The 19,991-nt window shown below is 64.6% G+C and carries 18 protein-coding genes; 15 read left to right on the top strand and 3 right to left on the bottom strand.

Features of this window, described 5'->3' with window-relative positions; genetic code table 11:
• Positions 1-82: 82 nt before the first annotated feature.
• The 3 genes from gph to ompA all read right to left on the bottom strand — a co-directional run bounded on the left by gph (position 83) and on the right by ompA (position 2,434).
• Complete coding sequence (gene gph, locus C7411_RS31635; RefSeq protein ID WP_110387997.1) at positions 83-793, bottom strand: phosphoglycolate phosphatase; 711 nt, start codon at positions 791-793, stop codon at positions 83-85.
• Positions 794-876: 83 nt separating this feature from the next.
• Positions 877-1,575 (bottom strand): bifunctional 2-polyprenyl-6-hydroxyphenol methylase/3-demethylubiquinol 3-O-methyltransferase UbiG, encoded by a 699-nt coding sequence (gene ubiG, locus C7411_RS31630; RefSeq protein ID WP_110387996.1) that lies wholly within the window; start codon positions 1,573-1,575, stop codon positions 877-879.
• Between the two features lie 214 nt (positions 1,576-1,789).
• Positions 1,790-2,434, bottom strand: coding sequence for an outer membrane protein OmpA (gene ompA / locus C7411_RS31625; RefSeq protein WP_042260999.1), 645 nt, complete (start codon positions 2,432-2,434; stop codon positions 1,790-1,792).
• Positions 2,435-2,997: 563 nt separating this feature from the next.
• On the opposite strand from ompA, the gene gyrA reads away from it, so the two are divergent.
• From gyrA to C7411_RS31550, 15 genes are all read left to right on the top strand, one after another.
• Positions 2,998-5,607 carry a DNA gyrase subunit A gene (gene gyrA / locus C7411_RS31620; protein ID WP_110387995.1) on the top strand — a complete coding sequence of 870 codons (2,610 nt, stop codon included), beginning with the start codon at positions 2,998-3,000 and terminating at the stop codon, positions 5,605-5,607.
• Positions 5,608-5,802: 195 nt separating this feature from the next.
• Positions 5,803-6,411, top strand: coding sequence for a DUF2059 domain-containing protein (locus C7411_RS31615; RefSeq protein WP_042261293.1), 609 nt, complete (start codon positions 5,803-5,805; stop codon positions 6,409-6,411).
• A 224-nt stretch (positions 6,412-6,635) separates the two neighbouring features.
• Positions 6,636-7,718 carry a 3-phosphoserine/phosphohydroxythreonine transaminase gene (serC, locus tag C7411_RS31610; RefSeq protein WP_110388054.1) on the top strand — a complete coding sequence of 361 codons (1,083 nt, stop codon included), beginning with the start codon at positions 6,636-6,638 and terminating at the stop codon, positions 7,716-7,718.
• Between the two features lie 63 nt (positions 7,719-7,781).
• The gene (gene pheA, locus C7411_RS31605) at positions 7,782-8,867 is read left to right on the top strand and encodes a prephenate dehydratase (RefSeq protein WP_110387994.1); all 1,086 of its coding nucleotides are present in this window, start codon (positions 7,782-7,784) and stop codon (positions 8,865-8,867) included.
• A 138-nt stretch (positions 8,868-9,005) separates the two neighbouring features.
• Entirely contained in the window at positions 9,006-10,127 is a 1,122-nt protein-coding gene (hisC, locus tag C7411_RS31600; protein ID WP_110387993.1) for a histidinol-phosphate transaminase, read from the top strand.
• A gap of 31 nt (positions 10,128-10,158) precedes the next feature.
• Entirely contained in the window at positions 10,159-11,115 is a 957-nt protein-coding gene (locus tag C7411_RS31595; protein ID WP_110387992.1) for a prephenate dehydrogenase, read from the top strand.
• Positions 11,116-11,191: 76 nt separating this feature from the next.
• Positions 11,192-12,496: a 3-phosphoshikimate 1-carboxyvinyltransferase gene (aroA, locus tag C7411_RS31590; RefSeq protein ID WP_110387991.1), complete on the top strand. Its 1,305-nt coding sequence runs from the start codon at positions 11,192-11,194 to the stop codon at positions 12,494-12,496.
• A gap of 28 nt (positions 12,497-12,524) precedes the next feature.
• Positions 12,525-13,220 carry a (d)CMP kinase gene (cmk, locus tag C7411_RS31585; protein WP_110387990.1) on the top strand — a complete coding sequence of 232 codons (696 nt, stop codon included), beginning with the start codon at positions 12,525-12,527 and terminating at the stop codon, positions 13,218-13,220.
• Positions 13,221-13,424: 204 nt separating this feature from the next.
• Positions 13,425-15,155, top strand: coding sequence for a 30S ribosomal protein S1 (gene rpsA / locus C7411_RS31580; protein ID WP_258365450.1), 1,731 nt, complete (start codon positions 13,425-13,427; stop codon positions 15,153-15,155).
• Between the two features lie 25 nt (positions 15,156-15,180).
• Positions 15,181-15,504 carry an integration host factor subunit beta gene (locus C7411_RS31575; protein WP_027817382.1) on the top strand — a complete coding sequence of 108 codons (324 nt, stop codon included), beginning with the start codon at positions 15,181-15,183 and terminating at the stop codon, positions 15,502-15,504.
• Positions 15,505-15,798: 294 nt separating this feature from the next.
• Entirely contained in the window at positions 15,799-16,092 is a 294-nt protein-coding gene (locus C7411_RS31570; RefSeq protein WP_110388053.1) for a lipopolysaccharide assembly protein LapA domain-containing protein, read from the top strand.
• 64 nt (positions 16,093-16,156) lie between these two features.
• Positions 16,157-17,332: a lipopolysaccharide assembly protein LapB gene (lapB, locus tag C7411_RS31565; protein ID WP_110387989.1), complete on the top strand. Its 1,176-nt coding sequence runs from the start codon at positions 16,157-16,159 to the stop codon at positions 17,330-17,332.
• Between the two features lie 86 nt (positions 17,333-17,418).
• Entirely contained in the window at positions 17,419-18,816 is a 1,398-nt protein-coding gene (locus C7411_RS31560) for a UDP-glucose dehydrogenase family protein (protein ID WP_110387988.1), read from the top strand.
• Positions 18,788-19,792 (top strand): D-glycero-beta-D-manno-heptose-7-phosphate kinase, encoded by a 1,005-nt coding sequence (gene rfaE1 / locus C7411_RS31555; protein WP_110387987.1) that lies wholly within the window; start codon positions 18,788-18,790, stop codon positions 19,790-19,792. The genes C7411_RS31560 and rfaE1 overlap by 29 nt, the downstream gene beginning before the upstream one ends.
• 105 nt (positions 19,793-19,897) lie before the next feature.
• On the top strand, positions 19,898-19,991 hold a 94-nt coding region (locus C7411_RS31550), incomplete at its 3' end, for an NAD-dependent epimerase/dehydratase family protein (protein ID WP_116603299.1).

Raw genomic sequence — 19,991 nt, 5'->3', positions numbered from 1 at the left:
CCATAGTTCGCCATATGAGGCGAACCGCGCCCGGTTCAAGGGCGCGTGGGGTGTTCGCGATCAAAAGCCGCTTTACGGCGCCTCAGGCCGGCTTGCCGACGTGCTGAAGCAGGGCGAACAGCGTCGCTGGGGTGTCGGCGATATATTGCGCGTTCCACTGCGAGGGCGGCACGTCGTTGCCGCAGTAGCCGTAGGCGGCGGCGATCGTCGCCATGCCCGCCGCGGCGCCCGCCTGCACGTCGCGCAGATCGTCGCCGACATAGACCACGCGCTGCGGCGCAAGGCCGAGCGCCTCGGCCGCGTGCAGCAACGGCGCCGGATGCGGCTTGGAATAAGGCGTCGTGTCGCCGCTCACCACGCAGCTTGCGCGCGTGTCCAGATGCATCAGCTTCACGAGCGGCTCGGTGAGGCGTGCGACCTTGTTGGTCACGATGCCCCAGCGCACACCGCGGCCGTCGAGGTCGTCGAGCACAGCATCGACACCCGCGAAAAGTGCCGTCTCGATGCGCAGATTCGCCTCGTAGTTGGCAAGAAACTCCTCGCGCATGGCGGCGAACTCGCGGTCGTCGGGGCCGATCCCGAACGCGCCGCCGATCAGGCCGCGCGCGCCCGCCGAAGCGAGCGGCCGCAGCCTTTCGAGCGGCGCGGGCGCGAGGCCGCGCGCGTGGCGCATCTGGTTGACGGCGGCGGCGAGATCGGGGGCCGTATCGGCGAGCGTGCCGTCGAAGTCGAACAGCACGGCGTCGCAGGCGGCAAGCGCCGCGGCAGATTGGGCGTTCGTGGATGAGTTCATGTCTGGAAACGATGGCGCAGTGCGCCGGTGTGCAGGAAATGCCGCCGGAGCAGGGGGATTCGGCGGCACCGCTCGCGCTGCCGTCAGGCGTCGCGCCGGCAAGCGATCATGTAATTGACGCTGGAATCGTTCGAAAGCGCGAAGTGCCGCGTGAGCGGGTTATACGTGATGCCCTTGATCTCGGCGACACGCAGGCCGGCGTCGCGCACGAACGCGGCAAGCTCCGAGGGGCGGATGAAGCGCGCGTAGTCGTGCGTGCCCTTGGGAAGCATCTGCGCGATGTATTCCGCGCCGATCACGGCAAGAAGATACGATTTCACGTTGCGATTGAGCGTCGAAAAGAACACCCAGCCGCCAGGCTTCACGAGCGTGGCGCAGGCCTTCACGACCTCGGCGGGCTGCGGCACGTGTTCGAGCATTTCCATGCAGGTCACGACGTCGAACGATGCAGGTTCGCGCGCGGCGATCGCTTCGGCCGCGATCAGCTCGTAGTCCACCGTCACGCCGCTCTCGAGGCTGTGCAGGTCGGCCACGCCGAGCGCCTCGCGCGACAGGTCGATGCCTTTCACGGTTGCGCCGAGGCCTGCCATCGATTCGGAAAGGATGCCCCCGCCGCAGCCGATGTCGAGCACACGCTTGGACGGCAGATGCGCATGGCTGTCTATCCAGCCGAGGCGAATGGGGTTGAGTTCGTGCAGCGGCTTGAATTCGGCGTTCGGGTCCCACCAGCGATGAGCGAGATCGCTGAATTTCTGCAGCTCGTGGGGATCGGCATTCGTCATGTCGTGGCAGCCTGAAGCGCGGTGCGGGTCGGAAAGAATAAACCCCGAGTATATAGGCGGGTGCCCAGGGCGGCAAAATGCCACGCTGTGCCGTCAACCTTTCCAAACCGATATAGCCGCGCGGAGACAGGCGAAATGAAAGAAGGGTAAGGCGTGGGATAAAAAAAGCCCCGCCGAAGCGGGGCTTTTGAGACTTGCGGTCGAGAGCTCGCGATTACTGCTTTTGCGTGCCGACGACTTCGACTTCCACGCGACGGTCCGGTGCGAGGCAGGCGATGAGAGCCTTGCGGTTCTTCTGGTTGCAGCCCGTCGTAACCGGGTTGCGCTTGCCCTTGCCTTCCGTGTAGATACGCTCTGCCGGAACGCCCTTGCTGACCAGGTACGACTTGACGGCTTGCGCACGGCGCAGCGACAGACGGTCGTTGTAGGCAACCGAGCCGATGCGGTCGGTGTAGCCCGTCGCGACGACGACTTCGAGGTTCAGAGCCTGGATCTTGCTTGCCAGGTCGTCCAGCTTTTCCTTGCCAGCCGGCTTCAGGATGGCCTTGTCGAAGTCGAACAGGGCGTCAGCCTGGTACGTGATCTTCTGGCTGGTGATGGCCGGCGGCGGCGGAGCGACCGGCGGCTGCGGTGCCTGGGCGACCAGGGCGCCATCGCACTTGGCGTTGGCGGTGGCCGGCGTCCAGAATGCATCGCGCCAGCAAAGCTCGTTCGTGCCGTTCATCCACACGTATTCGCCGGTACCATTCACCCAGTTGTCATTGACGGCTTGTCGCGACGCCGGCACCGATTGTGCCTGAGCGGATGCAGCCACAACTGCGGTAGCTGCAATGAACGCGAGCTTTGAAAGTTTATTCATATTTCTCCTCTCGAAATTGAGATTACCGCAGGTTTACTGCGAGCCATGTGACGAAGACAAGTCATACATTGCTCGAAGTATAACATTGGCACGTTGTGGGGAACGCTTTGCGTTGTGTAGACTTCGAGCAGTGTCTAACTTTGTGCGTTGGCATTTTGCCATATCGTTCCCCTCCGACGATAAAAAAAATCCGCCCCTTTCACTGCGGCTAGTCGAACGTGGTACGCCCGCAACAAAAAAGTTCCCTTAATTTTACCTGGTATTGCGCCTGGGTAGCACGAGCGTCACACATTGTCATCCAAATCGGGGGCGATGCATCGGATTGCGGTTCGCACTGCGGCGTTTGCGCCACGCTCAAGGCGCTTTTGAGCCCTTCGGCTTCACTCCTCTAATAGGTATACGCAGGCGGCGGGCGAGGGTGTCGTGCATGGTAGAATCGCGTGATGCGCTGCGTCCGCGGCGTCCATGCGACAGCTGGGCGTCCCGCGGTGACTGCGGCGACCTGCGCTCCTCCAGTCGGGGCGAGGCGCCAGCACACCGCGTGCCCAAATAAGACATCGATAATGGATCAATTCGCCAAAGAGACTCTGCCAATCTCCCTCGAGGAGGAAATGCGCCGCTCGTATCTCGATTACGCGATGAGCGTGATCGTCGGGCGAGCACTTCCGGATGTTCGTGACGGCCTCAAGCCTGTCCACCGGCGCGTGCTCTACGCCATGCACGAGCTGAATAACGACTGGAACCGCGCTTACAAGAAGTCGGCGCGTATCGTCGGCGACGTCATCGGTAAGTACCACCCCCACGGCGACACGGCTGTCTACGACACGATCGTGCGGATGGCGCAGGACTTTTCGCTGCGCTACATGCTGGTCGACGGCCAGGGCAACTTCGGCTCCATCGACGGCGACAACGCCGCCGCCATGCGATACACCGAAATCCGCATGGCGAAGATCGGCCACGAACTGCTGGCCGACATCGACAAGGAAACGGTCGACTTCGGGCCGAACTACGACGGCAGCGAAAACGAGCCGCAGATCCTTCCCGCGCGCATTCCGAACCTGCTCATCAACGGTTCGTCGGGTATCGCGGTCGGCATGGCCACGAACATTCCGCCGCACAATCTCAATGAGGTCGTCGACGCTTGCCAGCATCTGCTGAAGAGCCCGCAGGCGACGGTCGACGAGTTGATCGAGATCATTCCCGCCCCCGATTTCCCGACCGCGGGCATCATCTATGGCGTCGCCGGCGTGCGCGACGGCTATCGCACCGGCCGCGGCCGCGTCGTGATGCGCGCGGCCACGCACTTCGAGGAAATTGATCGCGGTCAGCGCATGGCGATCATCGTCGACGAGCTGCCGTATCAGGTGAACAAGCGTTCGTTGCTCGAACGCATTGCCGAGCTCGTCAACGAGAAGAAGCTCGAAGGCATCTCCGATATTCGCGACGAATCCGACAAGAGCGGCATGCGTGTCGTGATCGAGCTCAAGCGCGGCGAAGTGCCCGAGGTCATCCTCAACAATCTGTACAAGGCGACGCAGCTGCAGGACACGTTCGGCATGAACATGGTCGCGCTGGTGGACAACCAGCCGAAGCTGCTCAACCTGAAGGAAATGCTCGAGCATTTCCTCTCGCATCGCCGCGAAGTGCTCACGCGCCGCACCGTTTACGAACTGCGCAAGGCGCGCGAACGCGGCCACGTGCTCGAAGGGCTCGCCGTCGCACTCGCGAACATCGACGAATTCATCGAGCTCATCAAGGCCGCGCCCACGCCGCCCATCGCGAAGCAGGAGCTGATGAACCGCTCGTGGGATTCGTCGCTCGTGCGCGAGATGCTCACGCGCGCGGAGCAGGACAACGCGGCGGCGGGCGGCCGCGAAGCCTACCGTCCGGAAGGGCTGAACCCGCAATATGGTATGCAGCCCGACGGCCTCTACCGTCTGTCCGACACGCAGGCGCAGGAAATCCTGCAAATGCGCCTCCAGCGCCTGACCGGCCTGGAGCAGGACAAGATTATCGGCGAGTACCGCGAAGTCATGGCGCAGATCGCCGACCTGCTCGACATTCTTGCGCGCCCCGAGCGCGTAACGGTCATGATCTCCGACGAACTCACCTCGATCAAGAGCGAATTCGGCGATGCCCGCCGCTCGAAGATCGAGATGAACGCCACCGAGCTGAACACCGAAGACCTGATCACGCCGCAGGACATGGTCGTGACGATGTCGCACGCCGGTTACGTGAAATCGCAGCCGTTGTCGGAGTATCGCGCCCAGAAGCGCGGAGGTCGCGGCAAGCAGGCCACCTCGATGAAGGACGACGACTGGATCGACACGCTCTTCATCGCCAACACGCACGACCACATCCTGTGCTTCTCGAATCGCGGTCGCGTGTACTGGGTGAAGGTGTATGAAGTGCCGCAGGGTTCGCGCAACTCGCGCGGCCGTCCGATCGTCAACATGTTCCCGCTGCAGGACGGCGAGAAGATCACGGTCGTGCTGCCGGTCAAGGAATTCTCGGCCGACAAGTTTGTTTTCATGGCCACGGCGCTGGGCACGGTCAAGAAGACGCCGCTCGAAGCCTTTAGCCGCCCGCTGCGCAAGGGTATTATTGCGGTCGGTCTCGACGACGGCGACTACCTGATCGGCGCCGCGATCACCGACGGCGAACACGACGTGATGCTGTTCTCCGACGCCGGCAAGGCGGTGCGCTTCGACGAGAACGATGTGCGCCCGATGGGCCGCGAAGCGCGCGGCGTGCGCGGCATGCAGCTCGAAGACAATCAGCAGGTCATCGCGCTCCTCGTGGCGGGCGACGAGCAGCAGTCGGTGCTCACCGCGACCGAGAACGGCTATGGCAAGCGCACCCCGATCACGGAGTACACGCGCCACGGCCGCGGCACGAAGGGCATGATCGCGATCCAGACTTCGGAGCGCAACGGCAAGGTGGTTGCGGCCACACTCGTCGACTCCGAAGCGCAGATCATGCTGATCACCACCACGGGCGTGTTGATTCGCACCCGCGTGGCGGAAATTCGCGAAATGGGCCGTGCAACGCAAGGTGTTACACTCATCAGCCTTGACGAAGGTACGAAGCTCTCCGGGCTGCAGCAGATCGCCGAAGCGGACGCAGAAGTGGACGCCGAAGGTGAGGGCGAACCGGGCGAAGGCGAAGAGTGATGCGTCTGCGGGCCCGCGAAAGCGTGTTCGATCCATGCGCTTACGCGGGCTTTAAGGTGGGTTTCAGCGAGCCTTGTTAGTGTCAGCGAAATGAATGGTATGCCGGGCGGACCGGTGAGCGGGCGCATCGCGCAACGCGGCGCCCCGCAGTCCGCACGGCAGCGCAAATCGATTAATTTCTCAAAGGGAGTAATGATGCAAAAACGATTCAAGCAGGTGATGTTGCTGGCCGCTCTCGTGCCGACGTTTGCGATGGCTCAGGCGCTCCAGAACCAGGCGCCCGCCCCCCAGGCACCGGCAGCGGCTGCAGCACCCGTCGATCCGGCCAAGCAAGCCGCGATCAAGGACCTGCTCGACGCGATCGACGCACAGAAGCTCGTCGGCGCAATCGGCAACAGCGCCCAGATGCAAGCCAAGCAGCTCGTTCCGGCCATCCTGTCGGACGCGCTCTCGGAAAACAAGACGATGACGGACAAGCAGAAGCAGGCTGCCGTTCCGTCGCTGCAGAAGAACGCCGTGCCGAAGCTGGTTGACTCGGCAGGCCAGGTCTTCGCGACCGACTCGTTCAAGCAGGATGCCATGCAAGCCCAGTACGACGCTTACGCGAAGTACTACAGCACGCAGGAAATCAAGGACCTGACCACGTTCTACCGCAGCCCGACCGGCCGCAAGTTCATTCAGGTTCAGGACCAGGTTGGCCGCGACGTCGTGAACAGCCTGATGCAGAAGTACATGCCGCAGTCGATCAAGGCAACGCGCGACCAGGCCGACAAGGAAGTCGCTTCGGTCAAGGTCGGCAAGTAAGGCTTCCGGCACACGCGCCCTCCGGTCCGCCGCCATGAAGTACGGCAGCGGGGCCGGGTCGGCTGCGCAGGCAGGGAAGCCCGCCGCCGCGCCACGCGTGGCGGGTTCCCGGCGACAATGCGATAATGGTCGTTTGCGCGATGAGCGCAAGCGGCCATTTTCTTTTTCTGGCGTGTTTTCCGGCGGTTTTTGCCACAGCGCCTGCCTCGGGGATCCTTTTTACGATGCGCGTCTACAACTTCTCAGCCGGACCGGCAGCGTTGCCAGAAGAAGTCCTGCGTCAGGCCGCCGACGAAATGCTCGACTGGCACGGCAGCGGCATGGGCGTGATGGAAATGAGCCATCGTGGCCCGGAATTCATGCAGATCCACGCCGAGGCGCTGCTCGATCTGCGCGAGCTGATGCAGGTGCCCGCCAGTCACCAGATTCTGTTCCTGCAGGGCGGCGGCATCGGCGAAAACGCGATCGTGCCGCTCAACCTGTTCGGCTCGAAGCCGCGCGCCGACTTCGTCGTGACCGGCTCGTGGTCGCAGAAGTCGCAGAAGGAAGCGCTCAAGTACGGCGCAGCGCACATCGCCGCGACGGGCCGCACCGAGGCCGGCTTCACGCATTCGCCGCCGAAGAGCGAGTGGCAGCTCTCCGACGACCCCGCCTACGTGCACCTGTGCACGAACGAGACGATCGACGGCGTCGAGACTTTCGAGATCCCCGATCTCGGCGACATTCCGCTCGTGGCCGACGCCTCGTCGCACATCCTGTCGCGCCCGATGGACATTGCCAAGTACGGCGTGCTCTACGGCGGCGCGCAGAAGAACATCGGCATGGCGGGCGTGACGGTCGTGATCGTGCGCGAAGACCTGCTCGACCGCTCGATGCCGATCTGTCCTTCGGCATTCGAGTGGAAGACCGTGGCGGCGAACAACTCGATGTTCAACACGCCGCCCACCTACGCGATCTATATCGCCGGGCTCGTGTTCAAGTGGCTCAAGCGCCAGGGCGGTCTTGAAATCATCGAGGCGCGCAATGTGGAAAAAGCGAAGCTGCTCTACGACACGATCGACGCAAGCCGCTTCTACATCAATAAGGTGGAGCGCCGCGCTCGCTCGCGGATGAACGTGCCGTTCTTCCTCGCCGACGAAACACGTAACGCAGATTTCCTCGCCGGCGCCAAAGCGCGCGGGCTGTTGCAGCTGAAGGGCCACAAGTCCGTCGGCGGCATGCGGGCATCGATTTACAACGCGGTGCCGCTCGAGGCAGTGAAGGCGCTGGTCGAGTACATGAAGGAATTCGAGGCGAAGCACGCGTAAGCGCCCCTCGCTCACCGGGCGAAGCGGCGCCGCGCGCATCCTTTCAGATTGCCGGTTTCACGCATGGACGACGAACTCAACTCCCAACTCAAGCCGCTGCGCGAACGCATCGATGCGATCGACGCACAGCTCATCGCGCTCCTGAACCAGCGCGCCTCGGTCGCGCTCGAAGTGGGCGAAGTCAAGAAGCATTTCAACGCGCCGGTGTTTCGCCCGGAGCGCGAGCTTCAGGTGATCGAGCGCCTGCAGAACATGAGCGACGGCCCGCTCGGCAACGAGCATATCAGCGCGATCTGGCGCGAGATCATGGCCGCGAGCCGCTCGCTCGAAAAGACGATTTCGGCTGCGTTCCTCGGCCCGGTCGGCACCTATAGCGAACAGGCGATGTACCAGTACTTCGGTCAGTCGATCGAAGGTCTGCCGTGCCCGTCGATCGACGAGGTGTTCCGCTCGGTCGAGGCGGGCGCCGCCGAGTTCGGCGTCGTGCCGGTCGAGAACTCGACCGAAGGCGCCGTTTCGCGCACGCTCGACCTGTTCCTCGAAACGCAGCTCGTCATTGGCGGCGAAATCGCGTTGCCGATTCAGCACAATCTGATGACGCAAAGCGGCAACCTGCAAGGCGTGACGCGCGTGTGCGCGCATCCGCAGGCGCTCGCACAGTGCCAGCACTGGCTGACGGCGAACGCGCCGCAACTCGAGCGTCAGAGTGTGTCCAGCAACGCGGAGGCTGCGCGCCTCGCCGCCGCCGACCCGACGGTCGCTGCGATTGCCGGCGATCGCGCCGCCACGCACTACGGCCTGCTGATCGCGAATGCGCTGATCCAGGACGACCCGCACAACCGTACGCGCTTCGTCATGATCGGCAAACAGCCGGCGGGCGCGACGGGTCGCGACCAGACCTCGATGATCGTGTCGGTGAAGAACGAGCCGGGCGCGGTGTACAAGCTGCTCGAGCCGCTCGCGCGCCACAGCGTGTCGATGACGCGCTTCGAGTCGCGGCCGGCGCGCCTTGGCAGCACGTGGGAGTACTACTTCTACATCGACTTCGAAGGTCACCGGGACGAGCCCGCCGTGGCCGCCGCACTCGACGAACTCGGCAAGAAAGCCGCGTATCTGAAGATCCTCGGCTCGTATCCGCGCGCGCGCTAACTTGGGGAAGGCGCGGAAGGCGCGGGCGGGCCGCCGCCAATCGCCGCCTGCCCCATGAGGATGCCGGGCGGCGCGCGTTTGCCGATCCGTCTGGAAGAGACTGTTGTACGCCCGGCGCCTTGAGCCCTGGAGAGACGAATGACCACGCAATTCGGCCCCTCGTACGTGCGCGCAATCGCACCTTACATCGCCGGCAAACCGATTTCCGAAGTCGCCCGCGAGTTCGGGCTCGACGAAGCGCGCATCGTGAAGCTCGCGTCGAACGAGAATCCGCTCGGCATGCCCGAATCGGCGCAACGCGCGATCGCGCAGGCCGCGAGCGAACTGGGCCGTTATCCCGATTCGAACGCGTTCGAACTGAAGGCCGCGCTGGCCGCGCGCTACGACGTGCCGCCCGATTGGATCACGCTCGGCAACGGCAGCAACGACATCCTCGAAATGGCCGCGCATGCGTTCGTCGAACGCGGTCAGTCGATCGTCTATTCGCAGTACTCGTTCGCGGTTTACGCGCTCGCCACCCAGGGCCTCGGCGCGCGCCATATCGTCACGCCCGCCGTGCGTTACGGCCACGATCTCGACGCGATGCTGGCGGCGATCGACGAAGATACGCGTCTCGTGTTCGTGGCGAATCCGAACAACCCGACCGGCACGTTCGTCGATGGCGCGAAGCTCGAGGCGTTCATCGCCCAGGTGCCCGCGCATGTCGCGATCGTGCTCGACGAGGCGTACACGGAATACCTCGCGGCCGGCAAGCGCTATGACTCGATCGCGTGGGTGCGCCGCTATCCGAACCTGCTCGTGTCTCGCACGTTCTCGAAGGCGTATGGGCTCGCGGGCCTGCGCATCGGCTTTGCGATTGCGCAGCCGGAGCTGACCGATCTGCTCAACCGTCTGCGCCAGCCGTTCAACGTGAACACGCTCGCGCAGGCAGCGGCCATCGCCGCGCTCGGCGACACGCCGTTCCTCGAGCGCAGCGCGGCGCTCAACGCCGAAGGCTATCGCACGCTCACCGCGGCGTTCGAGCGCCTGAACCTCGAATACGTGCCTTCGGACGGCAATTTCGTGCTGGTGCGCGTGGCGAAGGACGCAGCGGACGACGGCGCCGGCGAGCGCGTGAATCTCGCGCTGCTCAAGCAAGCCGTGATCGTGCGCCCGGTGGGCAACTATGGCCTGCCGCAGTGGCTGCGTGTGACGATCGGCTTGCCCGAGGAGAACGCGGCGTTCGTCGCGGCCCTCGAGCGAGCGCTCGGCGCGCCGTGAGCGCGCAACCCTTACTTTCTTCGGTGACGTCGTGAGTGCGTTTTCGTTTAGCAAACTGGTGATTTTCGGGGTGGGCCTGATTGGCGGGTCGCTCGCGCGCGCGTTGCGCGAGCGCGGCTCAAACTGCGGCCAAGGCGCGCAGGTGGTCGGCGTGGGCCGTAGCGCAAAGTCGGTATCGCGCGCGCTCGAACTGGGCGTGATCGACGCCGCCGCGACGCTCGACAACGAAGCGGCGCTCGCCGCCGCGCTGGACGGCGCCGACATCGTGCTGATCGCCGCTCCCGTTGCGCAAACCCAGGCGCTGCTCGAGCGCATCGCGCCGCACCTCGGGCAAGAAACCATCGTCACCGACGCCGGCAGCACCAAGAGCGACGTGATCGCCGCGGCCCGTGCGGCGCTCGGCGCGCGCGTTGCGCAGTTCGTGCCGGGGCATCCCATCGCTGGGCGCGAGTCGAGCGGCGTCGACGCCGCGTTGCCCGATCTCTACGTGGGCCGCAACGTCGTGCTGTGCCCGCTCGCGGAAAACGTGCCGGCATCGGTCGAGCGCATCGCCGCGATGTGGCGCGCGACAGGCGCGGTGATCGGCGAGATGCCGGCCGCGCAGCACGATCGCGTGTTCGCCTCGGTGAGCCATCTGCCGCACGTGTTGTCGTTTGCGCTCGTCGACCAGATTCTCGCGTCGCCCGACGCCGAGCTGAAATTCTCGTTCGCGGCGGGCGGCTTCCGCGACTTCACGCGCATTGCCGCGTCGAGCCCCGAAATGTGGCGCGACGTGTGCCTCGCGAACCGCGCGGCGCTGCTCGCCGAACTCGACGGCTACACTGAAGTGCTCGCCAGGCTGCGCGCGGCCATCGACGCCGGCGACGGCGCCGCGCTCGAAACCGTGTTCGCGCGTTCGCGCGCGGCGCGCGAGGCGTGGCAGGAGCGCGGCGGCAAGGGCGCGGCAGCGTCCATCGCAGCGTCCATCGATACGGCACCAGGCAAATAAGCAAACAGGACCCAGCACGGCGGCGCGAGCGCCGCAAAAAACAGGCTGCAACCCAAGGCATTCTCAGGACACGCTCATGGAACACCTCGATCTCGGACCGTTCACCCGTGCGTCCGGCACGATCCGTCTGCCCGGCTCGAAAAGCATCTCGAATCGCGTGCTGCTGCTCGCGGCGCTGGCCGAGGGCGAAACGACCATCACGAACCTGCTCGACTCCGACGACACGCGCGTGATGCTCGACGCGCTGGAAAAGCTCGGCGTGAAGCTGAAGCGCGAAGACGACACCTGCGTCGTGCAGGGCACGCGCGGCGCGTTCCAGGCGGTGCGCGCGGATCTCTTTCTCGGCAACGCGGGCACGGCGGTGCGTCCGCTCACGGCCGCGCTCGCGGTGAACGGCGGCGACTACCGCATTCACGGCGTGCCGCGCATGCACGAGCGTCCCATCGGCGACCTCGTCGACGGCCTGCGCCAGATCGGCGCGAAGATCGATTACGAAGAAAACGAAGGCTATCCGCCGCTGCGCATCCGCCCGGCGCCGATTTCGGTCGAGGCGCCCATCCGCGTGCGCGGCGACGTGTCGAGCCAGTTCCTCACGGCGCTTCTCATGACGCTGCCGCTCGTGCGCGCCAAGGACGGCGTGACCATCGTCGAGGTGGACGGCGAGCTGATCTCCAAGCCCTACATCGAAATCACGATCAAGCTGATGGAGCGCTTCGGCGTGAAGGTCGAGCGCCACGGCTGGCATCGCTTCGAGATTCCGGCGGGCGTGCGCTACCAGTCGCCGGGCAAGATCATGGTGGAAGGCGATGCATCGAGCGCGTCGTACTTCCTCGCCGCGGGCGCGATTGGCGGCGGACCGCTGCGCGTGGAAGGCGTGGGACGCTCGAGCATCCAGGGCGACGTTGCGTTCGCCGCGGCGCTCATGCGCATGGGCGCGAACGTCACGGTCGCCGACGACTGGATCGAGGTGCGCGGTATCGGCAACGATCACGGCAAGCTCGACCCCATCGACATGGACTTCAACCTGATCCCCGACGCGGCCATGACGATCGCCGTGGCTGCGTTGTTCGCCGACGGCGCGACCACGCTGCGCAACATCGCGAGCTGGCGCGTGAAGGAAACCGACCGCATCGCCGCGATGGCCACGGAGCTGCGCAAGGTGGGCGCGAACGTGGAAGAGGGCCCGGATTACCTGATCGTGCGTCCGCCCGAGAAACTGACGCCGAATGCCGCGATCGACACCTACGACGATCACCGCATGGCGATGTGCTTCTCGCTCGTGAGCCTCGGCGGCGTGCCGGTGCGCATCAACGACCCGAAGTGCGTCGGCAAGACGTTCCCCGATTATTTCGAGCGCTTCCTTGCGCTCGCGCAACCTTGATTCAAATGAAGCCGACTACCTTCGCCGCATGAAATCGACCCGTCCCTTTTATCCGACGCCCGTCATCACGATCGACGGCCCGACCGCCTCCGGCAAGGGCACGGTGGCCGCGCTGGTCGCCGCGCACCTCGGCTTTCATCTGCTCGACAGCGGCGCGCTGTACCGGCTGGCGGCGCTCGCGAGCGTGCGCTACGCGATTGCGGCCGACGACGCCGACAGCCTTGCGAAGCTGATCGACGATCTCCATATCACGTTCCGCGAGGGGCTCGCGCAGCTCGACGGCGTCGACGTTTCGAACGAAATTCGCGCCGAGGAAGTGGGCAACCGCGCCTCGATGATCGCCGCGCATCCCGCCGTGCGCAGTGCGCTCGTGGCGCGCCAGCGGGCGTTTCGCAAGCTTCCCGGGCTCGTCGCGGATGGCCGCGACATGGGCACCGTGATCTTCCCGGATGCCGTCCTGAAGGTGTTTTTGACGGCCAGCGTGGAGGCCCGCGCGGCCCGCCGGCATAAGCAATTGATCCAAAAAGGTTTTTCTGCTAATATGGATGACTTGCTTCGGGATTTGCGTGAACGCGACGCGCGCGACAGTAACCGCGCGGCCGCGCCGCTCAAGCCTGCAGCGGATGCGCAGCTACTTGACACCTCGGCGCTCTCCGTCGACCAGGCGGTCGAACAGGTAGTGCAGTGGTATCAGGAGGCGAGCCAACTGCGGCCCGTCCGGTAATCCACGAACGGGGCAAAGCGCAGTGAATAGCAGTAAGCGGCAGTAAGCGAAAGCAGTAAGCAGTGCCCGTTGGTGCCCTGGAAAGAAACAGGGCGTATGTTAAACCCTTTAACCCCGTATGGCTTTTGCATCTGTGCCGCGAGCGTAAGCGTTCCGGCCTCAACGCACCACCGGTCAAAACTGGCCAGCAGTGCAGCGAAAACCATGCAAATCCAGATTTTTATGTCCGACCTGCAAACCTCCACCCCCAATACCGAATCTTTCGCGGCTCTGTTCGAAGAGTCGCTGACCCGCCAGGACATGCGCGCCGGCGAAGTCATCTCCGCTGAAGTCGTGCGCGTCGACCACAACTTCGTGGTCGTCAACGCTGGCCTGAAGTCCGAGGCCTATATTCCCATCGAGGAATTCCTGAACGACCAGGGCGAAGTGGAGGTTCAGGCGGGTGATTTCGTTTCCGTCGCGATCGACGCGCTGGAAAACGGCTACGGCGACACCATCCTGTCGCGCGACAAGGCCAAGCGTCTCGCTTCGTGGCTGTCGCTGGAAAAGGCGCTCGACAACAACGAACTCGTGACCGGCACCATCACGGGCAAGGTCAAGGGCGGCATGACCGTCATGGTCAACGGCATCCGCGCGTTCCTGCCGGGTTCGCTCGTCGACACGCGTCCGGTCAAGGACACGACGCCGTACGAAGGCAAGACCCTCGAATTCCGCGTCATCAAGCTCGACCGCAAGCGTAACAACGTCGTGCTGTCGCGCCGCGCCGTGATCGAAGCCACGCAAGGCGAAGAGCGCGCCAAGCTGCTCGAAACGCTCAAGGAAGGCGCGATCGTCAACGGCGTGGTCAAGAACATCACCGACTACGGCGCGTTCGTGGACCTCGGCGGCATCGACGGCCTGCTGCACATCACCGACATCGCATGGCGTCGCGTGCGTCACCCGAGCGAAGTGCTCTCGGTTGGCCAGGAAGTCACCGCGAAGATCCTCAAGTTCGACCAGGAAAAGAACCGCGTTTCGCTCGGCATCAAGCAACTGGGCGACGATCCGTGGGAAGGCATCTCGCGCCGTTACCCGTCGGGCACGCGCCTGTTCGGCAAGGTCACGAACATCACCGACTACGGCGCGTTCGTCGAAGTCGAATCGGGCATCGAAGGCCTGGTTCACGTGTCGGAAATGGACTGGACCAACAAGAACGTTGCGCCGTCGAAGGTTGTCCAGCTGGGCGACGAAGTCGAAGTCATGGTCCTCGAGATCGACGAAGACCGCCGCCGCATCTCGCTCGGCATGAAGCAGTGCAAGCCGAATCCGTGGGATGACTTCAGCCGCAACTTCAAGAAGGGCGACAAGCTGCAAGGCGCGATCAAGTCGATCACCGACTTCGGCGTGTTCATCGGTCTGCCTGGCGGCATCGACGGTCTGGTTCACCTTTCGGACCTGTCGTGGTCGGAAGCGGGTGAAGAAGCCGTTCGCAAGTACAAGAAGGGCGACGAAGTCGAAGCCGTGGTTCTCGGCATCGACGTCGAGAAGGAACGCATTTCGCTCGGCATCAAGCAGCTCGAAGGCGACCCGTTCAGCAACTTCGTTGCTGTGAACGACAAGGGTTCGATCGTCGACGGCGTGGTCAAGTCGGTTGACGCCAAGGGCGCAGTCGTGACGCTGAACGCCGACGTCGAAGGCTACCTGCGTGCTTCGGAAATCGCGCAAGACCGCGTGGAAGATGCCCGCAACGTGCTGAAGGAAGGCGACAAGGTCAACGCGATGATCATCAACATCGATCGCAAGTCGCGTGGCATCAACCTGTCGATCAAGGCGAAGGACTCGGCTGAAACGCAGGAAGCACTGCGCAGCATGTCGGCCGATTCGGGTCAGGCTGCCACCGGCACGACCAACCTCGGCGCGCTGCTGAAGGCCAAGCTCGACGGCCAGAACCAGTAAGCCTCAAACGGGGGCAAGCTGAAGTATGACCAAATCTGAATTGGTCGCGCAGCTGGCTACGCGATTTCCGCAACTTGTTCTCAAGGATGCGGATTTCGCGGTCAAGACGATGCTCGATGCGATGTCCGAGGCGCTTGCCAAGGGCCATCGCATCGAAATTCGTGGCTTTGGCAGCTTCGGCCTGAACCGTCGGCCGTCGCGCGTCGGCCGCAATCCCAAGTCGGGTGAAAAGGTGCTGGTGCCTGAGAAGTTCGTGCCGCACTTCAAGCCGGGCAAGGAGTTGCGCGAGCGCGTGGACCGTAATTCGGGCGAGCCGCTGAAGGCGGACGAGCCGGACGACGACCTGTGAGCGTTCGATTGTTTTCGATCGGGCGATTGCGGTCGTCGGCGGTCAATGCCAGATGGCCAGAATGCATGGACCGGTAAAAAGGCGCCAGGGTGAACACCCCGGCGCTTTTTTTTCGTCTGCGCCTTTTCGACGCGGTTAGTTCCGGCAACCCGGGCTGGCTGGCTCACTGCTCGCTCACACGTGTCGGCCCGCGAGCCGTTCAATTACAATACGGGACACTTCGGCGCGGCTTGTGCTGCGGCGCAGCATGTCCGCCGTGCCGGCGCCTTTCTCAACTGCCAAGAGAATCCTTCAATGAGATTGATCGCCTGGGTGATCCGTGTGCTGGTGTTCGTACTGCTGCTTGTACTCGCGCTCGCCAACACGCAAACCGCGACGCTGAACTTTCTGGCCGGATATTCGTGGCAGGCCCCGCTGATCCTGATCGGCCTCGCGTTTTTCGTGGTGGGGCTGCTGGCGGGGCTGCTTTCCGCGCTGCCCGGCGTGTTCCGGCTGCGCATGGAAAACGGCCGCCTCAAACGCGACTTGCGGGTGGCGCGTGAAACGCCCGCGCCGAGCGCCGAGCCGCCGCTGCCGCCGCTCATCTGATTTGTATTGCCGTGCCGCGCGCCTGAATGCGTGCGGCTGATTTTCCGCTCATACCATCGCTCGCATGGATCTCGATTTTTGGTGGCTCCTCGTCATTCCCGTGGCTTTCGCGCTCGGCTGGATGGCGTCGCGCTACGACCTGAAGGCACTGCTTTCCGAAAGCGCCAACCTGCCGCGCTCGTATTTTCGCGGGCTGAATTTTCTGCTCAACGAGCAACCGGACAAGGCCATCGACGCGTTCATCGAGGTCGCCAAGCTCGACCCCGAAACCGTCGAACTGCACTTCGCGCTCGGCAATCTGTTCCGCCGCCGCGGCGAGACCGACCGCGCGATCCGCGTGCATCAGAATCTGCTTTCGCGCTCCGACCTGCCCGTGAACGAGCGCGACCACGCGCTGTATGAACTCGGCCAGGATTTCCTGAAGGCCGGCATGCTCGACCGCGCCGAAGAAACCTTCGGCAAGCTCAAGTCGGGCGACTTCGCGCTCGGCGCACAGCGCGCACTGCTCGCGATCTACGAGATCGAGAAGGACTGGAACCGCTGCATCGACACCGCACGCCACCTCGAGACGATGGGCGCGGCGTCGCTCGACCTCGAGATCGCACAGTTCCACTGCGAACTCGCGCAGGAAGCGCTGCAGCAGAAGACGCCCGACGAAGCGCGCCGTCAACTGGCGCTCGCGCTCAAGGCCAACGCGCAAAACGTGCGCGCGACGATCCTCGCGGGCGATGTCGATGCGGCAAGCGGCGATTGCGAGACTGCGCTCGGCCACTGGCGCGAAGTCGAGGCGCAAAATCCCGCTTACCTGCCGCTCGTTGCCGAAAAGGTCATGAAGGCCTACGAGACGCTCGGCCGCGCCGAAGAGGGCGCGCAATTGCTCACGACGTGGGTTGACGCGCATCCGTCGAACGATCTGCTCGATGTCGCCTACAAGTATGTCGCCGCGCTGCGCGGCCCCGATGCAGCGCACGCGCTCGCCCGTACGCAGATGCAGAAGTCGCCGAACCTCGCCGGCATGGCGCGTCTGCTCGAAGCGCAGCAGGCCACGGCCGAAGAGCCGCGCCGCGGCGAACTCGAACTGATGCGCAAGCTGCTCCAGCAGCGCACCAGGAACCTGCCTCGCTACACCTGCCAGAACTGCGGCTTCCGGGCGCGCCTCTTCTACTGGCAGTGTCCGGGCTGCAGCGGCTGGGAAACCTATGCGCCGCGCCGCGTCGAGCCGGTTCCCGCGTCGAGCTGAGCCTTAAGGGCGCGCGCGCCCGGCCCGGCACCTGGCCGGCCGCGCCCACAGTCATTCCAACATCCGCATCTGTCACCGGAGCGCCTATGAAGATCACCATTGTCGGTACCGGCTACGTCGGCCTCGTCACCGGTGCGTGTCTTGCCGAAATCGGCCACGACGTGTTTTGCCTCGATGTCGATCCGCGCAAGATCGATATCCTGAACGGCGGCGGCGTCCCGATTCACGAGCCGGGCCTGCTCGAACTCATCGCGCGCAACCGCGCGGCCGGGCGCATTACCTTTTCGACCGACGTCGCGGCGAGCGTCGAGCACGGCGAGGTGCAGTTCATCGCCGTGGGCACGCCGCCCGACGAAGACGGCTCGGCCGATCTTCAGTACGTGCTCGAGGCGGCGCGCAGCATCGGCCGCCACATGAACGGCTTCAAGGTGATCGTCGACAAGTCGACGGTGCCGGTCGGCACGGCGCAGCGCGTGCACGGCGTGCTGGCCGAGGAGCTGGCGAAGCGCGGGCTCGCGCATAGCGTGGACCACCGCTTCTCGGTCGTCTCGAATCCCGAGTTCCTCAAGGAAGGCGCGGCCGTGGACGACTTCATGCGCCCGGACCGCATCATCATCGGCCTCGACGAGGACGAGAACGGTGCCGCTGCGCGCGAGAAGATGAAGCGCCTCTACGCGCCGTTCAACCGCAATCACGAACGCACGATATACATGGACGTGCGCTCCGCCGAATTCACGAAGTACGCGGCCAATGCCATGCTCGCGACGCGCATCTCGTTCATGAACGAGATGGCGAATCTCGCCGACCGCGTGGGCGCCGACATCGAGTCGGTGCGCCGCGGCATCGGCTCCGATCCGCGCATCGGCTATCACTTCCTCTATGCGGGCTGCGGCTATGGCGGCTCGTGCTTCCCGAAGGACGTGCAGGCGCTGATCCGCACTGCCGCGGAGTCTGGCCAGAACCTGCGCGTGCTCGAAGCCGTCGAGGAGGTCAATCACGGCCAGAAGGAAGTGCTCGTGAAGAAGATCGCCAAGGTGTGCGGCGATGACCTCACCGGCAAGCACTTCGCCGTGTGGGGCCTCGCATTCAAGCCGAACACCGACGACATGCGCGAAGCGCCGAGCCGCCGGCTGATCGCCGACCTGCTCTCGCGCGGCGCCACGGTGGCGGCGTGGGACCCGGTCGCGGCCGAGGAGGCGCAGCGCGTGTTCGCGCTCGATCTCGCGCAGGCGCCGCAGCAGCACGCGCGTCTGACGTTCGCGTCGAGCCAGGACGACGCGCTCACGGGCGCGGACGCGCTCGTGATCGTCACCGAATGGACCGCCTTCAAGGCGCCCGATTTCGCGCATTTGAAGAAGGTGCTCAAGGCACCGCTGATCTTCGACGGACGCAACCTCTACGAGCCCGACGCCATGGCGGAGCTCGGCATTGACTATCATTCGATTGGGCGGCCCCATGTCAATCTCGCAAACTCCGCAGCCTGAAGCCGCACGAGTGACCGCGCTTGCCGCCGCGATTGCGCCCGAAGTGCGCGTCGTGCCGCGCGAAAAGCTCGCGACCGCGCGCGTGCTGGTGGTGGGCGACGTCATGCTCGACCGCTACTGGTTCGGCGACGTCAACCGTATTTCGCCGGAAGCGCCGGTGCCGGTCGTGCATGTGCAGCGCAAGGAAGATCGTCTGGGCGGCGCCGCGAACGTCGCGCGCAACGCGGCCGCGCTCGGCGCCCATGCGGGCCTGCTGTGTGTGGTGGGACACGACGAGCCCGGCGAGCGCATCGTCGAGCTGCTTGACGAAAGCAATGTGAATGCGTATCTCGAGCGCGATCCAGCGTTGCCGACCACCATCAAGCTGCGCGTGCTTTCGCGCCAGCAACAGCTGTTGCGCGTGGACTTCGAAAACACGCCCGCGCACGAAATCCTGCTCGCCGGCCTCGCGCGTTTCGACGCGCTGCTGCCCACGTACGACGTGATCCTGCTCTCCGACTACGCGAAGGGCGGCCTCACGCACGTGACGCAGATGATTGCGAAGGCGCGCGCCGCGGGCAAGGCGGTGCTCGTCGATCCCAAGGGCGACGACTGGGAGCGCTACCGCGGCGCGAGCCTCATCACACCGAACCGCGCGGAGCTGCGCGAGGTGGTGGGCACGTGGAAGTCCGAGGAGGACCTGCACGCGCGCGTGACGAAGCTGCGCCGCGAACTGCAGTTCGACGCGCTGCTGCTCACGCGCTCGGAAGAGGGTATGACGCTCTTTTCCGACGACGGCGCGCTGCACGCGGCGGCTGACGCGCGCGAAGTGTATGATGTGTCGGGCGCCGGCGACACGGTGATCGCGACCGTTGCGGTCATGCTGGGCGCGGGCTTGCCGCTCGTCGAATGCGTTGCGCTCGCGAATCGCGCGGCCGGCATCGTGGTCGGCAAGCTCGGTACGGCCACCGTCGACTACGACGAGCTCTTTCAATAATGTTGTGCACGCGGGCGCGCAGCGCTCGCACCCCGGCCGGAATTTCCGCAGCGTTTTTCCGGCGGGCGATCAACCTCGCGTGAACCTCTTCACCGCAGACCTATCATGACCCTCATCGTCACCGGCGCGGCCGGCTTCATCGGCAGCAACATCGTCAAGGCGCTGAACGAACGCGGCGAAGACCGCATCATCGCCGTCG

The organism is Paraburkholderia silvatlantica, assembly GCF_003096715.1.
Taxonomy (GTDB): Bacteria; Pseudomonadota; Gammaproteobacteria; order Burkholderiales; family Burkholderiaceae; genus Paraburkholderia; species Paraburkholderia silvatlantica.
Note: the sequence above shows the minus strand (reverse complement) of the source record. Positions and strands in the feature narration are given on the sequence as shown.

What these genes read in the sequence shown, in the direction of transcription:
- gph (WP_110387997.1), bottom strand. Translation starts at nt 793, where the DNA reads ATGAACTCATCCACGAACGCCCAATCTGCCGCGGCGCTTGCCGCCTGC.
- ubiG (WP_110387996.1), bottom strand. Translation starts at nt 1,575, where the DNA reads ATGACGAATGCCGATCCCCACGAGCTGCAGAAATTCAGCGATCTCGCT.
- ompA (WP_042260999.1), bottom strand. Translation starts at nt 2,434, where the DNA reads ATGAATAAACTTTCAAAGCTCGCGTTCATTGCAGCTACCGCAGTTGTG.
- gyrA (WP_110387995.1), top strand. Translation starts at nt 2,998, where the DNA reads ATGGATCAATTCGCCAAAGAGACTCTGCCAATCTCCCTCGAGGAGGAA.
- C7411_RS31615 (WP_042261293.1), top strand. Translation starts at nt 5,803, where the DNA reads ATGCAAAAACGATTCAAGCAGGTGATGTTGCTGGCCGCTCTCGTGCCG.
- serC (WP_110388054.1), top strand. Translation starts at nt 6,636, where the DNA reads ATGCGCGTCTACAACTTCTCAGCCGGACCGGCAGCGTTGCCAGAAGAA.
- pheA (WP_110387994.1), top strand. Translation starts at nt 7,782, where the DNA reads ATGGACGACGAACTCAACTCCCAACTCAAGCCGCTGCGCGAACGCATC.
- hisC (WP_110387993.1), top strand. Translation starts at nt 9,006, where the DNA reads ATGACCACGCAATTCGGCCCCTCGTACGTGCGCGCAATCGCACCTTAC.
- aroA (WP_110387991.1), top strand. Translation starts at nt 11,192, where the DNA reads ATGGAACACCTCGATCTCGGACCGTTCACCCGTGCGTCCGGCACGATC.
- cmk (WP_110387990.1), top strand. Translation starts at nt 12,525, where the DNA reads ATGAAATCGACCCGTCCCTTTTATCCGACGCCCGTCATCACGATCGAC.
- rpsA (WP_258365450.1), top strand. Translation starts at nt 13,425, where the DNA reads ATGCAAATCCAGATTTTTATGTCCGACCTGCAAACCTCCACCCCCAAT.
- C7411_RS31575 (WP_027817382.1), top strand. Translation starts at nt 15,181, where the DNA reads ATGACCAAATCTGAATTGGTCGCGCAGCTGGCTACGCGATTTCCGCAA.
- C7411_RS31570 (WP_110388053.1), top strand. Translation starts at nt 15,799, where the DNA reads ATGAGATTGATCGCCTGGGTGATCCGTGTGCTGGTGTTCGTACTGCTG.
- lapB (WP_110387989.1), top strand. Translation starts at nt 16,157, where the DNA reads ATGGATCTCGATTTTTGGTGGCTCCTCGTCATTCCCGTGGCTTTCGCG.
- C7411_RS31560 (WP_110387988.1), top strand. Translation starts at nt 17,419, where the DNA reads ATGAAGATCACCATTGTCGGTACCGGCTACGTCGGCCTCGTCACCGGT.
- rfaE1 (WP_110387987.1), top strand. Translation starts at nt 18,788, where the DNA reads ATGTCAATCTCGCAAACTCCGCAGCCTGAAGCCGCACGAGTGACCGCG.